15 protein-coding genes are annotated in these 14311 nt (G+C 53.1%); 12 read left to right on the forward strand and 3 right to left on the reverse strand.

The window, feature by feature from the left end:
* Window positions 1–68: 68 nt before the first annotated feature.
* Window positions 69–1652, forward strand: coding sequence for a phosphoethanolamine transferase (locus ACZ6J2_RS09825; protein ID WP_471725604.1), 1584 nt, complete (start codon window positions 69–71; stop codon window positions 1650–1652).
* A gap of 158 nt (window positions 1653–1810) precedes the next feature.
* On the opposite strand, the gene ompX is transcribed toward ACZ6J2_RS09825, so the two are convergent.
* Window positions 1811–2329 (reverse strand): outer membrane protein OmpX, encoded by a 519-nt coding sequence (gene ompX, locus ACZ6J2_RS09830; RefSeq protein ID WP_121425386.1) that lies wholly within the window; start codon window positions 2327–2329, stop codon window positions 1811–1813.
* A gap of 353 nt (window positions 2330–2682) precedes the next feature.
* On the opposite strand from ompX, the gene rhtA reads away from it, so the two are divergent.
* The 6 genes from rhtA to ybiO all read left to right on the forward strand — a co-directional run bounded on the left by rhtA (window position 2683) and on the right by ybiO (window position 9280).
* Window positions 2683–3570 carry a threonine/homoserine exporter RhtA gene (gene rhtA, locus ACZ6J2_RS09835; RefSeq protein WP_121425387.1) on the forward strand — a complete coding sequence of 296 codons (888 nt, stop codon included), beginning with the start codon at window positions 2683–2685 and terminating at the stop codon, window positions 3568–3570.
* A 299-nt stretch (window positions 3571–3869) separates the two neighbouring features.
* Window positions 3870–4373, forward strand: coding sequence for a DNA starvation/stationary phase protection protein Dps (gene dps, locus ACZ6J2_RS09840; RefSeq protein ID WP_010428924.1), 504 nt, complete (start codon window positions 3870–3872; stop codon window positions 4371–4373).
* Window positions 4374–4735: 362 nt separating this feature from the next.
* Window positions 4736–5479 carry a glutamine ABC transporter substrate-binding protein GlnH gene (glnH, locus tag ACZ6J2_RS09845; protein ID WP_023310880.1) on the forward strand — a complete coding sequence of 248 codons (744 nt, stop codon included), beginning with the start codon at window positions 4736–4738 and terminating at the stop codon, window positions 5477–5479.
* Between the two features lie 84 nt (window positions 5480–5563).
* Entirely contained in the window at window positions 5564–6223 is a 660-nt protein-coding gene (gene glnP / locus ACZ6J2_RS09850) for a glutamine ABC transporter permease GlnP (RefSeq protein ID WP_003858462.1), read from the forward strand.
* Window positions 6220–6942, forward strand: a complete 723-nt coding sequence (gene glnQ / locus ACZ6J2_RS09855; protein ID WP_032641580.1) for a glutamine ABC transporter ATP-binding protein GlnQ — start codon at window positions 6220–6222, stop codon at window positions 6940–6942. Before glnP ends, glnQ begins: the two co-directional genes overlap by 4 nt.
* A 124-nt stretch (window positions 6943–7066) precedes the next feature.
* Complete coding sequence (gene ybiO, locus ACZ6J2_RS09860; protein ID WP_045887580.1) at window positions 7067–9280, forward strand: mechanosensitive channel protein; 2214 nt, start codon at window positions 7067–7069, stop codon at window positions 9278–9280.
* A gap of 48 nt (window positions 9281–9328) precedes the next feature.
* Here the strand turns inward: ybiO and rlmF are convergent, their stop codons facing one another.
* Window positions 9329–10240 carry a 23S rRNA (adenine(1618)-N(6))-methyltransferase RlmF gene (gene rlmF, locus ACZ6J2_RS09865; protein ID WP_471725608.1) on the reverse strand — a complete coding sequence of 304 codons (912 nt, stop codon included), beginning with the start codon at window positions 10238–10240 and terminating at the stop codon, window positions 9329–9331.
* Window positions 10241–10483: 243 nt separating this feature from the next.
* Between rlmF and mcbA the strand changes: the two genes are divergently transcribed.
* The 3 genes from mcbA to ybiJ all read left to right on the forward strand — a co-directional run bounded on the left by mcbA (window position 10484) and on the right by ybiJ (window position 11685).
* Entirely contained in the window at window positions 10484–10750 is a 267-nt protein-coding gene (gene mcbA / locus ACZ6J2_RS09870; RefSeq protein WP_032661263.1) for a DUF1471 family periplasmic protein McbA, read from the forward strand.
* A gap of 122 nt (window positions 10751–10872) precedes the next feature.
* On the forward strand, window positions 10873–11139 hold the full coding sequence (locus ACZ6J2_RS09875; protein ID WP_033144995.1) for a DksA/TraR family C4-type zinc finger protein: 267 nt from the start codon (window positions 10873–10875) through the stop codon (window positions 11137–11139).
* 285 nt (window positions 11140–11424) lie between these two features.
* On the forward strand, window positions 11425–11685 hold the full coding sequence (ybiJ, locus tag ACZ6J2_RS09880) for a DUF1471 family protein YbiJ (protein ID WP_023310874.1): 261 nt from the start codon (window positions 11425–11427) through the stop codon (window positions 11683–11685).
* A gap of 117 nt (window positions 11686–11802) precedes the next feature.
* Here the strand turns inward: ybiJ and ybiB are convergent, their stop codons facing one another.
* Window positions 11803–12765, reverse strand: a complete 963-nt coding sequence (gene ybiB / locus ACZ6J2_RS09885; protein WP_214579152.1) for a DNA-binding protein YbiB — start codon at window positions 12763–12765, stop codon at window positions 11803–11805.
* Between the two features lie 263 nt (window positions 12766–13028).
* Between ybiB and ACZ6J2_RS09890 the strand changes: the two genes are divergently transcribed.
* Window positions 13029–13565 carry a fimbrial protein gene (locus ACZ6J2_RS09890; protein WP_471725610.1) on the forward strand — a complete coding sequence of 179 codons (537 nt, stop codon included), beginning with the start codon at window positions 13029–13031 and terminating at the stop codon, window positions 13563–13565.
* A gap of 68 nt (window positions 13566–13633) precedes the next feature.
* Complete coding sequence (locus ACZ6J2_RS09895; protein ID WP_471725612.1) at window positions 13634–14308, forward strand: fimbrial biogenesis chaperone; 675 nt, start codon at window positions 13634–13636, stop codon at window positions 14306–14308.
* The last annotated feature ends 3 nt before the right edge of the window (window positions 14309–14311 follow it).

A 14311-nucleotide genomic window follows, 5' to 3' on the forward strand; every position in this document is an offset into this window, starting at 1 on the left:
CTGTCAGGCAGGTTATGACCCTTGACGCCAGGGTGAGCACATGGCGTTTTCATCCATGATAGTGACCTATGAATGTAACCCTGATAGATACCGTTGTGACCCGCAGCCGGGCCTTAAGCCCGTGGACGGGTTTTTACTTTTTGCAGTCATTGCTGATTAACTTTGCGCTGGGTTATCCCTTTAGTCTGCTCTACGCGGTGGCTTTCACCTGCGTTCTGCATGTGCTGTGGCGAACCGCACCGCGCGTGCAAAAAGCATTAATCGGGATCTGCTCGCTGGTCGCTGCACTCTATTTCCCGTTTGGTCAGGCTTACGGCTCGCCAAACTTTAATACCCTGCTGGCGCTGCACTCGACCAATATGGAAGAGTCAACGGAGATCCTGACGATCTTCCCGTGGTACAGCTACGTGGTCGGGATCTTTATCTTCGCGTTGGGCGTCATCGCCATCCGCCGTCAGCCGGGCGAGAAAAAACCCTGGGGTAAGATCGAAATACTCTGTCTGGTGTTCAGCGTTGCCGTGGCGTTTGTCGCTCCCATCCAGAATATTCCCTGGGACGGTAAGCTAAGGCTCACCAATATCGGCTATCCGGTTTTCCGCTTCGTGAAGGACGTCGTTGTCAATAATAAAGAGGTTCTCGACGAGCAGGCGCGCATGGCTGAGCTTTCCAATATGAAAGACACCTGGAACGTGCTGGCCGTTAAGCCGAAATATCACACCTATGTGGTGGTGATTGGCGAAAGTGCACGTCGCGATGCAATGGGAGCCTTCGGCGGACACTGGGATAACACACCGTTTGCCAGTTCGGTTAAAGGCACGCTGTTTACCGATTATGTCGCGGCCAGCGGCTCGACGCAGAAATCGCTCGGCCTGACGCTTAACCGGGTCGTCGACGGCAAACCTCAATATCAGGATAATTTTGTCACCCTGGCAAACCGCGCGGGTTATCAGACCTGGTGGTTCTCCAATCAGGGGCAGATTGGCGAATACGATACGGCCATCGCCAGTATCGCCAAACGTGCCGACGAAGTGCAGTTCCTGAAGAACGGCGACTTTGAAGCCGACAAAAACACCAAAGACGAAGCGCTGTTGAAAATGACGGCACAGGTCTTCGCCACTCCGCGCACCCAGCCTCAGCTGATCGTCCTGCACCTGATGGGGTCGCACCCGCAGGCCTGCGATCGGACCGGCGGGAAGTACGCGGAGTTCGTGCAGTCCAAAGAGACCTCTTGCTATCTCTACACCATGACGCAAACCGACGACCTGCTGAGCAAGCTGTACGATCAGCTACGCAATACGGGCGACAGCTTCTCCATGGTCTATTTCTCGGATCACGGGCTGGCGTTTAAAGAGCGTGGTAAAGAGGTGCAGTACCTGGCGCACGATGACAAGTTCCAGCAGAACTTCCAGGTGCCGTTTATGGTGCTGTCGAGTGACGATAAAACGCATCGCGTGATTAAAGCACGCCGTTCGGCAAATGATTTCCTGCAGTTCTTCTCGCAGTGGACGGGAATTACAGCCGAGCAGATAAAAACGGCTTACCCGTTTGTCTCTAACAAGAAAGCTCCCCCAGTGTACGTTACCAACTTCAAGTTACAGAAAGTTGACTATAACCATCTGGGTACGGATATTTTTGATATTAAGAGTAAGTAATTGCCGTCTCGTGCGGACTGATGCCCTCACCCTGGCCCTCTCCCACAGGGAGAGGGAACAAACACTAAAAACGGCAACCTGGGGTTGCCGTTTTGCTTTTACCTTCAAAAAAAAAATCCGCCACAGTGGGCGGATTTTTTATTTAATCACCGAAGTGATTAGAAGCGGTAACCTACGCCAGCGATCCAGGTGCCAACGTCAACGTTGCGGATACGGCTCTGCTCATAGGAGAAGTCCAGAGCAACGTCCTGGATTGGGTTGAACTGCAGGCCCGCGCCATAGGAGAAACCGTAGTCGCTGTTGCTTGCAGTGCGGCTTTCGCTCAGGTTTTCAGTCTGCTGGAATTTACCGTAGCCAACACCTACAACACCGTAGATGCTTGCCCAGTCGTTCAGACGGTAAGCTGGACCAGCGGTGATGCCGTAGTACTGGCCTTTGTTGTATGCGCCGTTTTCAGAACGATCTTTCTCGGTGTAGGTGAAAGAACCGATCACGCCCAGTGGGTTGTTATCCTGCTCGTAGCGATACTTCAGGTTGAAACCGTTAGCTTTGTTCATCACGCCCTGATAGTCGCTCTGAGCGTAACCACCAGTAACAGTAGAAGTAGCAGCTACAGCGGTACCTGCGGATACAGCCAGTACAGCGGCCAGTGCTGAAAGACATGCAATTTTTTTCATAACCACCTCAAATGTGCTTCAAGTAAGTCCGTAAGTTTTAAATATATCAAAAAATTTGCGAAACTCTTTGTGATTCGTGATGTCTAATGAAACCTTTCCTGTAACAGAACGTTTCCAACGTAAGCTATCTCTTTCAAATCACATGCAATTTTCACTACTAAATGCGCATAGTGCGCGTCTGCGCCGTTACATTCATCCAGATTATTCCTAATCTATCAGGCGATAAATCCACCAGCGCTTAACCATTTTACGGATTTGACGTGGTTTTTTTTCAACAGCGCCTCAACCGTTGCCGTTTATTTCCTTTACACTGCAACCTTTACCTCATTCGACATAAGCTGACAGGAGAAAGGATGCCTGGGTTATCCCGCACGTCGTCGGTCTGGTTGCCGGTCGCAGTCATACTCATTGCCATGTTGTCCATTCAAAGCGGTGCTTCGCTTGCAAAATCGCTTTTCCCGCTGGTTGGCGCGCCTGGGGTCACCGCTCTGCGTATCGTGCTGGGCACGGCCATATTGGTAGTCATTTTCAAACCCTGGCGTCTGCGCTTCAAAAAGGAGCAACGTTTACCCCTGCTATTTTATGGACTTTCCCTCGGGGCAATGAACTATCTGTTCTACCTCTCTATTCAGACGATACCGCTGGGGATCGCCGTCGCGCTGGAGTTTACCGGCCCGCTGGCGGTGGCGCTTTTCTCCTCGCGACGTGCGGTCGATTTTATCTGGGTCGTGTTAGCCGTTCTGGGCTTATGGTTCCTGCTGCCGCTGGGCCAGAGCGTCGCTGAGATTGATCTGACGGGCGCAGCCCTGGCGCTGGGTGCTGGCGCCTGCTGGGCCGTCTATATACTTACGGGCCAGCGTGCAGGAGAAGAGCACGGTCCGGCGACCGTCGCGTTAGGTTCCCTGATCGCAGCCATCGTCTTCGTGCCTATCGGCATGGCGCAGGCGACCGAATCTATCTGGCAATGGTCCGTCATGCCCATCGGGCTGGCGGTCGCGATTCTCTCTACCGCACTCCCCTACTCTCTGGAGATGATTGCCCTTACGCGTCTGCCGACGCGTATATTTGGCACCCTGATGAGCATGGAGCCTGCGCTAGCCGCCATTTCCGGAATGGTGTTTCTCGGCGAAACCCTGACATTGACCCAGACGCTGGCGCTCTGCTCGATTATCGCGGCATCAATGGGCTCGACGCTCACCATGCGCCCGGAACCTAAAGTTGAGAAAGTGGATATCAGCTAAGGCCATATATTCTGCATGGCTTCCATGCCATGCAGAATAAAGGCCAGAAAGACAGACGTTATAATTTCTTACACACTTTGTTCTATTTTCGAAATATCCCTCTGCGTTTACATCCCCATCCAGCAATTAAGATTGATCTGTATCAATTTAAAAATTACCCATTAATTTCAAGAAATTAAATTCTCAACCCACTTCTCGCTATTAAACCGATAGGCATAGCCAAACCGCAGAGAAAAAATCCGGTGCTATACTTAGTTCCGTAATTACCTGGGACATAAACATCAAGAGGATATGAGATTATGAGTACCGCTAAACTGGTGAAAACGAAAGCGTCTAATCTGCTTTATACCCGTAACGATGTATCGGATAGCGACAAAAAGGCGACCATTGAGTTGCTGAATCGCCAGGTGATCCAGTTCATCGATCTTTCGCTGATCACCAAACAGGCCCACTGGAATATGCGCGGTGCAAACTTTATTGCCGTTCATGAAATGCTGGATGGCTTCCGCACAGCACTGGTTACCCACCTCGATACGATGGCTGAACGTGCCGTTCAGTTAGGCGGCGTAGCGCTGGGCACCACGCAGGTGATCAACAGCAAAACGCCACTGAAGAGTTATCCGCTGGATATCCATACCGTTCAGGATCACCTGAAAGAGCTGGCGGACCGCTACGCGATTGTGGCCAATGACGTGCGCAAAGCGATCGGCGAAGCCAAAGACGAAGATACCGCAGACATTTTCACTGCCGCCTCCCGCGACCTGGACCAGTTCCTGTGGTTTATCGAATCTAACATCGAATAATTCATACGAATTTTCTATCAAACCCTCGCCCTCCGGTGAGGGTTTTGCACATCTATGGTGCACAGTTTTTGTCTGCACACCTGCAAAAGTGAACGAAATGTAATAATCACCTCACACAACCGTTAACGGAAGATTGTTTTTTCGTCAGAATTTACGCTAAATATCTCCCCGTCAGTTGAGCCAAACGAAACGCACCAAAACGGTGCTCTACTTTGGTGCAATAAAGCCTCATTGCCCCATTTATTGTGCAATGCATGACATCATCCCCTTTGCAAAACAATAGCTTGTAAAGTTGGCACGATTTTTTCATTGTGCCACCTGTTCTCGCAGGGGATCGCCCCGTGGATATAAAAGGAAATGCTATGAAGTCTGTATTAAAAGTTTCACTGGCTGCACTTACCCTGGCTTTTGCAGTGTCCTCTCAGGCTGCCGACAAACTGGTTGTGGCGACCGACACGGCGTTCGTTCCGTTTGAATTCAAACAGGGTGATAAATACGTTGGTTTTGATGTGGATCTGTGGGCCGCTGTCGCAAAAGAACTCAAGCTGGATTACACCCTGAAGCCTATGGACTTCAGCGGCATCATCCCGGCACTGCAAACCAAAAACGTTGATCTGGCGCTGGCAGGCATCACCATTACCGATGAACGTAAAAAAGCGATCGACTTCTCTGACGGCTACTACAAAAGCGGCCTGCTGGTCATGGTAAAAGCCGATAATAACGACGTAAAAAGCGTGAAAGATCTCGACGGCAAAGTGGTGGCAGTGAAGAGCGGCACCGGTTCTGTTGATTACGCGAAAGCAAATATCAAAACCAAAGACCTGCGTCAGTTCCCGAACATCGACAACGCGTACATGGAACTTGGCACCAACCGTGCTGACGCTGTTCTGCACGACACGCCTAACATCCTGTACTTCATCAAGACAGCCGGTAACGGCAAGTTCAAAGCCGTTGGCGAGTCTCTGGAAGCGCAGCAGTACGGTATCGCGTTCCCGAAAGGCAGCGACGACCTGCGCACGAAAGTTAACGGCGCGCTGAAAACGCTGAAAGAGAACGGCACCTATAACGAAATCTACAAAAAATGGTTCGGTACCGAGCCTAAATAATAAGACGTAAAAATGACGTTCACTCGGGGGCGACCTTTCGCCCCTGCTATTTTTGAAACACGGTAACAGTAACAGGAAATTATCATGCAGTTTGACTGGAGCGCCATCTGGCCTGCCATTCCACTCTTGCTTGAAGGCGCTAAAATGACCCTGTGGATTTCGGTCCTGGGTCTGGTTGGTGGGTTGATTATCGGTCTTGTCGCCGGTTTCGCCCGCACCTACGGCGGCTGGATCGCAAACCACATCGCACTGGTTTTCATCGAAGTGATCCGCGGCACGCCTATTGTCGTGCAGGTCATGTTCATCTACTTCGCCCTGCCTATGGCGTTCACCGACCTGCGCATCGACCCGTTCAGCGCAGCCGTCGTCACCATTATGATCAACTCAGGCGCCTACATTGCGGAAATCACCCGCGGTGCGGTGCTGTCGATTCATAAAGGTTTCAGTGAAGCCGGTCTGGCGCTAGGTCTTTCTCGTCGCGAAACGATCCGCCACGTTATTCTGCCGCTGGCGCTGCGTCGCATGCTGCCGCCGCTCGGTAACCAGTGGATCATCAGCATTAAAGATACGTCGCTGTTCATTGTTATCGGCGTGGCAGAGCTGACCCGCCAGGGGCAGGAGATCATTGCTGGCAACTTCCGCGCGCTGGAAATCTGGAGTGCGGTAGCCGTTGTCTACCTGATCATTACTCTGGTTCTGAGCTTCGTTCTGCGTCGTCTTGAAAGAAGGATGAAAATCCTGTGATTGAATTTAAAAACGTTTCCAAGCACTTTGGCCCAACCCAGGTGCTGCACAATATCGATCTGAACATCAAACAGGGTGAAGTGGTGGTGATTATTGGGCCATCCGGCTCCGGTAAATCCACCCTGTTGCGCTGCATCAACAAGCTGGAAGAGATCACCAGCGGCGATCTGATCGTCGACGGCCTGAAGGTAAACGACCCGAAAGTGGACGACCGTCTGATTCGTCAGGAAGCGGGCATGGTGTTCCAGCAGTTCTACCTGTTCCCGCACCTCACGGCGCTGGAAAACGTGATGTTTGGCCCGCTGCGCGTGCGCGGTGCCAGCAAAGCGGCGGCGGAAGCGCTGGCAAAAGATCTGCTGGCGAAAGTCGGCCTGGCAGAACGTGCGCACCACTTCCCTTCCGAGCTGTCCGGGGGTCAACAGCAGCGTGTGGCGATTGCCCGCGCCCTGGCGGTCAAACCGAAAATGATGCTGTTTGATGAGCCTACTTCCGCACTCGACCCGGAGCTGCGCCACGAGGTGCTGAAAGTCATGCAGGATCTGGCGGAAGAAGGGATGACGATGGTTATCGTGACCCACGAAATCGGCTTTGCTGAAAAAGTGGCGTCCCGCCTGATCTTTATTGATAAAGGCCGTATCGCGGAAGACGGTAACCCGCAGGAATTGATTGCGAACCCGCCGAGCCAGCGTTTGCAGGAGTTCCTGCAGCACGTCTCCTGATCCATCGCTTTACGCTAAGCCGGGCTTGCCCGGCTTTTTTACGCCAGATTGTTCCCAAAAATCCCCCTCCTCGCCCCGACTTCTATACTTATCATTTTGTTCGACATTTTCACCGGAGGACGCCGTGCCGTGGATCCTGCTGCTGTTGATTAGCCTGTTTAGTGCGCCTTCGTTCGCCGTCGCGATCCCCGGCGTCACCACCGGAACCCCTGCGACCCAGCAAAATACGCCGCCTCCGGAACCCGATGTTGAACAGAAAAAAGCCGCCTACGGTGCGCTTGCCGACGTCCTTGAAAACGACACCTCCCGGCAGGAGCTCATTGGCCAGCTGCGCAAAGCCGCCGCCACGCCGCCGCAAGAGTCGGTGCCAACCCTCACCCCGCCGCAGGTTGAGGAGCAAAAAACGGTGCTGGAAAACGTCACCGACGTGAGCCGCCACTATGGGGAAGCGCTCTCCTCACGCTTCGCTCAGCTGTACCGCAACCTGATTGGCTCACCGCACAAGCCGTTTAACCCGCAAACGTTTACCGCCGCCGCCACGCAGTTCCTGATGCTGGCGGGTGCGGTATTTCTTTTTTACTGGCTGGTGCGCCTGTGCGCGTGGCCGCTGTACCGCAAAATGGGGCAATGGGGACGCAGGAAGAATCAGCATAAAAGCAGCTGGCTGCACCTGCCGTTGATGATAGCCTCAGCGTTTATCATCGATTTACTGCTGCTGGCGTTGACGCTGTTTTTAGGCCAGATGCTGGCCGACAGGCTGAATGCAGGCAACAAAACCATCGCCTTCCAGCAGTCGCTTTTCCTGAATGCCTTTGCCCTGATTGAGTTCTTCAAGGCGCTGCTGCGGTTACTCTTTTGTCCGCACGTGCCGGAGCTGCGGCCTTTCTCCATTCGGGATGCGAGCGCGAAGTACTGGGCGCTGCGCCTGAGCGTGCTCAGCGGGCTGATTGGCTACGGCCTGCTGGTTGCCGTGCCGATCATCTCCAACCAGGTGAACGTCCAGTTTGGCGCGCTGGCAAACGTGCTGATCATGATCTGCATTACCGTCTGGTCGCTGTACCTCATCTTCCACAATAAAAAAACCATTACCCAAAGCCTGCTGAATCTGGCCGATCGCTCCCTCTCGTTCTTTAGCCTCTTTATTCGCGCGTTCGCCCTGGTGTGGCACTGGCTGGCAAGCGCTTACTTCATCGTGCTGTGCTTCTTCTCGCTGTTTGACCCGGGCAATAGCCTGAAATTTATGATGGGGGCGACGTTCAAAAGCCTGGCCATTATCGGCATCGCGGCCTTTGTGTCGGGGCTGCTGTCGCGCTGGATCTCGAAAACCATCACCCTGTCGCCGCAGGTCCAGCGTAATTACCCGGAACTGCAAAAGCGGGTAAACGGCTGGATGTCGGTATCGCTCAAAGTGGCGCGCATTCTCACCGTCTGCGTGGCGATTATGCTGCTTCTGAATGCGTGGAGCCTGTTTGATTTCTGGAACTGGCTGCACAACGGTGCGGGTGAAAAAACGGTCGATATCCTGATTCGCATCGCGCTGATCCTCTTCTTCTCCGCCGTCGGCTGGACGCTGCTGGCGAGCCTTATTGAGAACCGCCTGGTATCGGATATTCACGGCAGACCCCTGCCCAGCGCGCGGGCAAGAACGCTGCTCACTCTGTTCCGCAACGCGCTGGCGGTCATTATCAGCACCATCACCATTATGATCGTGCTGTCGGAAATCGGCGTGAATATCGCCCCGCTGCTGGCGGGTGCCGGTGCCCTGGGGCTGGCCATCTCCTTCGGCTCACAAACGCTGGTGAAGGATATTATTACCGGCATCTTTATTCAGTTTGAGAACGGGATGAACACGGGCGATCTGGTAACCATCGGGCCGTTAACCGGCACCGTGGAGAGGATGTCCATCCGTTCGGTTGGCGTGCGTCAGGACACCGGGGCCTACCACATCATCCCCTGGTCTTCCATCACCACCTTCGCCAACTTTGTGCGCGGGATTGGTTCCGTTGTGGCGAACTATGATGTGGATCGCCACGAGGATGCGGACAAAGCGAAGCAGGCGCTGCGCGATGCGGTAGAAGAACTGATGCAGATGGAGGATATTCGCGGGCTGGTGATCGGAGAGCCGTCATTTGCCGGCATCGTCGGGCTGACGAACACGGCGTTTACCCTGCGCGTGTCGTTCACCACCCAGCCGCTGAAGCAGTGGACGGTGCGCTTTGCCCTCGACAGCATGGTGAAGAAACACTTCGATCTGGCGAACGTGCGGATGCCCGTGCAGACCTATCAGGTATTGCCGCCGCCCGCATCGCCGCTCCCTCCGCAGGAGCCGACGCTGTAACCTGGTTGCCGGGGGGCGGCTTCGCTTTACCCGGCCTACGACGGAGTGCTATTTGCGACGTTTGTTGTTGTCCATAAACGTCCAGGCGATAAAGCGGCTCTGTTTCTGGCCCTGCGCCATCTCTTTTTTCACCACTTTTACGGCGCCCGCTTCGGTCAGCGCGCGGTAGAGCGGCGGCAGGTTATCCCCGCGGGAAACCAGCGTCGTGAACCACTTCACCTGACGGCCAAACTGTTTACTTTCCGCAATCATGCGCAGGATAAACGCCACTTCGCCCCCGTCGCACCAGAGCTCCTGCTGCTGTCCGCCGAAGTTCAGCGCGGCGTCTTCAGCCTGACCCAGGTTACGTCGCTTGCGCTCGCTGCCCGCACGGGCCGATGCCGCCGAATCATGGAACGGCGGATTGCACATCGTGGCGTCATAGCTTTCGTTTTTGTGAATAATGCCGTTGAAGATCGACGCCGCGTCTTTCTGACGACGCAGGCGAATGGCGCGGCTTAATCCCGGGTTAGCGCTGATAATCGCCTGGGCGCTGGCAAAGGCCTCGTCACCGATTTCGCTTCCGGTAAAGCGCCACTGATATTCATGCGCGCCGATCAGCGGGTAAACCAGGTTCGCCCCGGTGCCAATATCCAGAATGGTGGCCTGCTGTGGAACGACACCCTCATTGCCTTCGGCAAGAAGGTCGGCAAGGTGATGAACGTAATCCGCGCGGCCCGGCACGGGTGGACAAAGAAAGCCTTCCGGAATATCCCAGTGAGCCACACCGTAAAAATGCGCCAGCAGGGCTTTGTTCAGCATTTTAACCGCCTGCGGGTCGGCAAAGTTAACCGAGGGCTCACCCGCTGGGGTCTGAACAAGATAGTCCTGCAGCGGCGGGCAGCTCAGGCATAACGCGTTCATGTCGTAGCGGCTGCGGTGGCGATTTCGCGGGTGCAATCCCGGCTTTTGGGCAGTCATGGCATTCTCCTTTAAACAGCGGCGTAAGATACCCTTTGCTGGCCCAACGGTAAATCTTTCTCTTCGGTGTTCAAAAAGTCGCCATAAATCAAACACCTTTATGTCTATGATCCGTCAGCGAATTGTCAATTTATATCGTTCAAAAAATAAGCAGATCATCATCAAATATTTGCGCTAAGTCACACTCGTCAGGCTTCTAAACTTAAAGGGAATCACCTGTTGTTTCCTCATGAGGATGTGATTATGAAAAAGTACCTGACCCTTGCTGTTATCGCAGCCGCCCTCGCGACCGCGTCCTTCTCTGCCATGGCCGTTCAGTCACTGACCCAGAGTACCGATACGAGCCAGCTACGCCCTGCGGGCACCGTTTCGGTAAGCCGTGCCAGTAACCTTGACGATCTGCAGGCTAAGCTCGCCGAAAAAGCCCGTCAGGAAGGTGCAAAAGGCTTCGTGGTGAACTCCGCTGGCGGAGATAACCATATGTACGGCACTGCGACCATCTATAAATAAGCTATCTCTTCCACAAGACTGCATCTGCCCGCCGGGTGCAGTTCTCTTCTCCCTTCGCCTTGATTGTTCATTTTTTAACCCCATAGTAAACGTATGGCCTAAACCGATTTCAGGAGGACGCTATGGCTTCCGGCTGGGCAAATGACGACGCTGTTAACGAACAGATCAACAGTACAATTGAAGATGCGGTTGCGCGTGCCCGCGGTGAAATTCCGCGCGGCGAAAGCTTAACGGAATGCGAAGAATGCGGAGAACCTATTCCGGAGGCGCGCCGAAAAGCCATCCCCGGCGTGCGGCTTTGCATTACGTGTCAGCAGCATAAAGATTCGAAAAACTCATCACACTCAGGATATAATCGCAGAGGTTCGAAAGACAGCCAGTTACGTTGACTTTGCTTTACCAAAGCTAACCGAGCCCGCGCGTTCCTTTACGCTCACGGTTTTTAGCCAGACGCGTAGCAAAACGTGCCCTTCGTATCGCTTCTGTAAAGCGCATCCGCAAGAAGTGTAAAGCGGCACTTTGAATTTATTAATATTCAATAAGTTATTTGTCATTCAATTTTTTTGAGCAATCACGTCAATTCTCTTCGATTTTATCTCTCGTAAAAAACCGTGATACTTATCACATCGACGGAACATCGTCCCCTTAACAGAAACACCTGCGAGAGATTAATTATGAAAACCATCAAATATGCTGTAGCTGCTGTTGCCCTGTCCGCTCTGTCTTTCGGCGCTTTCGCCGTAGAGCCTGTCTCTTCTACTCAGGCACAGAACATGAACAAAGTTGGTGTGGTCAGTGCTGATGGCGCCACCACGCTGGACGGCCTGGAAGCCAAACTGGCTGAGAAAGCCGCTGCTGCCGGTGCAAGCGGATACACCATTACCTCCGCTAACGGCAATAACAAGCTGAGCGGTACCGCGGTTATCTACAAATAATCGACTGAACGAATGCTGTACCCTCGCCATACCCTCTGGTGAACTGCTCCACCCTCATTGACCCTGTTGTTGTTACCCTTGCTTGCCCGTCCGCCACTGGACGGGCTTTTTTTTTGTCTAGAACGCCTGCGCCACGCGTTCAAGCCCGGCCTGAACGGATTCCACTTCTCCGGTAGCCAGCAAACAGCAGGCCATCTGCAGCTTGATCGAATGCGGAACAGGAACATTGCCGGCAAGGCACTGCTCAATCCAGTGGGCTGTAGTATGGGGATCTTTTGCCTCAGGCAATATCACACCTGTATTCTCTTCCCCGCGCTCAAGAATGGCGCGCGTGCCTGCAGAATCAATCAGCATCACCTGCGGACAGCGCTGCGGGTTCGCATAAACCTCGCCTTCCGTGCCGTGCATCAGTAACGCCCTTGCGCCAATTGCCTCAAAGAACTGCGCCACGCGCGCCACGTATTCCGGGTGCGAGACGCTGGAAAGACGCAGGGCGGCATCTTCACCAAACGGCGTGGCCAGTTTCGCCAGCGTGTGCGCGCTGTTGCGCACGCCCATGCGCCAGCGCATATCGAGCTGCTTTTCCAGCGGCGGGCAGAGCGTGCCGACAGGGATATAAACAGGCTGATGACCATCCAGCTTCGCCTGCGCCTGGCCGGCATGACGCGTTGGCTCAATACCCAGCATCCCGAAAATGGTCTCCGTCAGCACGCGGGTGGGATCTTCGCTAACGCCGTGCACCACCACCGGGAACCCCAGCTTGTGTAACAGGATAGCGAGCAGCGGGGTTAAGTTTGCCTGCTTGCGCGCACCGTTATAGCTCGGGATCACAATCGGCATCGGTTTCGCCACCGGCGGCGTTAAGCGCAGCGTTTGCGCCTGCATGGCTTCATAGAAGCCGCGCATCTCCGCTTCACCTTCGCCTTTGATACGCAGCGCGATCAGAATGCCCCCCATCTCCAGGTCGGGGACGTCGCCCTCCAGCATGCGGGTATAAAGCGCACGCGCGGTTTCATGGTCCAGATCGCGGGCGTGGTTTTTGCCTCTGCCTACCTCTTTGATAATTTTACGATAATCCACGACATTTCTCCTTACAGCAGGTTATCAACAATATAGCCCTGATGATGACTTCGCTGTTAGTTTTTTTGCCCACCCTGCGTTTTTTAATCAATTGTTTTAGTAAGAAAAATTATTTTTCAAGAATTAATTGAATTATTTGGAAGCCGCGCGGGACCTTTCCCGGCCTGAATTTTCTGATTAAATAGCCAGCGGTGAGTAGTTGAGACATAACTTCGAATAATGCGGGATGCAGATGTCGAAAGGAGAAACATACAGGTTTAAATATGAAAAAAGTCACTTTAGGTTTATTCATTGCTGCCGCTTTGGGATGCTCTGCATCTTCTTTCGCAGCATCCACTGGTGAAGGGCAAATTAACTTCACAGGTGAAATTATCGATTCCGCCTGTCAGGTGGTTAACGGCTTAAGCAGTCCGTTGAATGTTGCGCTGGGCAAAGTCTCCAAAACAGCGTTTACCGGCGCAGGCTCTACCAGCACCTTAACGAAATTTGATATTCAGTTAAAAAACTGTCCGGAAACGGTCACGTCGGCAGCCATCAACTTCGGTGGTACGCCAGATGGGGATAATAACACCACGCTGGCCTTGACCCCGGGTGCGACGACGGCAACTGGCGTGGCGATTCAGCTGGTTGATTCTTCCGAACAGCCCGTCAGTTTATATACGCCTTCGAAGCAGTATCCTTTAGCTGCTGGCACGACGGTAAATAATCTGGAGTTTGGCGCACGTTATATACAGACTCAGGCATCGATCACTGCCGGCCAGGCTAACTCAGCGTCTACTTTTACAGTTATTTATAACTGATACGACCAATAAGGAGATATTCGCCTTCACGCGAAGGTTAATATCTCCTCTTTCTTTGAGACAGATTTATGCGACACAGTTATTTATTAAGCGCACTTTTACTGACCGCAGTAACAGCCCATGCAGGTGTGATTATTAATGGCACCCGACTGGTTTATCAGGGAGAGAAAAAAGAGTCTTCGATTGGGATTTCCAATCCGGATGATATTAACTATCTGGTACAGTCCTGGGTGGATACCGGTTTGAAAAAAGGCGGTAAAGCGCCATTTCTGATTACCCCGCCTCTGTTCCGTCTGAACGCTAAAGAAGATAACGTGCTGCGCGTGGTGCGCACCGGCGGAAATATGCCAGAAGATCGTGAGTCGTTGTACTGGTTAAATATTAAAGCCATTCCTTCTTCAAGCCATGAAGAGGGCGTTAATACATTACAAATAGCCATTAATACACGTATTAAATTGCTGTATCGCCCTGCATCGATTAAAGGCAAACCCGAAGAAGTGGCAGATAAACTGGAATGGCACCGCGAAGGCAATGATCTGGTGGTAAACAACCCTACGCCTTTCTATATGAATTTCCAGAGCGTAACGCTGAACGGCCAAAAAGTGGCAAAAGCTACCTGGGCTGTGCCAGATACCTCTACCCGCTTTGCCCTTCCGGCAAATATGAACGGTAACACCGTAAGCTGGTCGGTCATTAACGATTACGGAAGCATCAGTAAAACCTGGTCTGCATCCGTTCGTTAATAC

Source organism: Enterobacter sp. E14S (assembly GCF_055666685.1).

What these genes read in the sequence shown, in the direction of transcription:
- glnH (WP_023310880.1), top strand. Translation starts at nt 4,736, where the DNA reads ATGAAGTCTGTATTAAAAGTTTCACTGGCTGCACTTACCCTGGCTTTT.
- mcbA (WP_032661263.1), top strand. Translation starts at nt 10,484, where the DNA reads ATGAAAAAGTACCTGACCCTTGCTGTTATCGCAGCCGCCCTCGCGACC.
- ompX (WP_121425386.1), bottom strand. Translation starts at nt 2,329, where the DNA reads ATGAAAAAAATTGCATGTCTTTCAGCACTGGCCGCTGTACTGGCTGTA.
- rhtA (WP_121425387.1), top strand. Translation starts at nt 2,683, where the DNA reads ATGCCTGGGTTATCCCGCACGTCGTCGGTCTGGTTGCCGGTCGCAGTC.
- glnP (WP_003858462.1), top strand. Translation starts at nt 5,564, where the DNA reads ATGCAGTTTGACTGGAGCGCCATCTGGCCTGCCATTCCACTCTTGCTT.
- rlmF (WP_471725608.1), bottom strand. Translation starts at nt 10,240, where the DNA reads ATGACTGCCCAAAAGCCGGGATTGCACCCGCGAAATCGCCACCGCAGC.
- ACZ6J2_RS09825 (WP_471725604.1), top strand. Translation starts at nt 69, where the DNA reads ATGAATGTAACCCTGATAGATACCGTTGTGACCCGCAGCCGGGCCTTA.
- dps (WP_010428924.1), top strand. Translation starts at nt 3,870, where the DNA reads ATGAGTACCGCTAAACTGGTGAAAACGAAAGCGTCTAATCTGCTTTAT.
- ACZ6J2_RS09895 (WP_471725612.1), top strand. Translation starts at nt 13,634, where the DNA reads ATGCGACACAGTTATTTATTAAGCGCACTTTTACTGACCGCAGTAACA.
- ybiJ (WP_023310874.1), top strand. Translation starts at nt 11,425, where the DNA reads ATGAAAACCATCAAATATGCTGTAGCTGCTGTTGCCCTGTCCGCTCTG.
- ACZ6J2_RS09875 (WP_033144995.1), top strand. Translation starts at nt 10,873, where the DNA reads ATGGCTTCCGGCTGGGCAAATGACGACGCTGTTAACGAACAGATCAAC.
- ACZ6J2_RS09890 (WP_471725610.1), top strand. Translation starts at nt 13,029, where the DNA reads ATGAAAAAAGTCACTTTAGGTTTATTCATTGCTGCCGCTTTGGGATGC.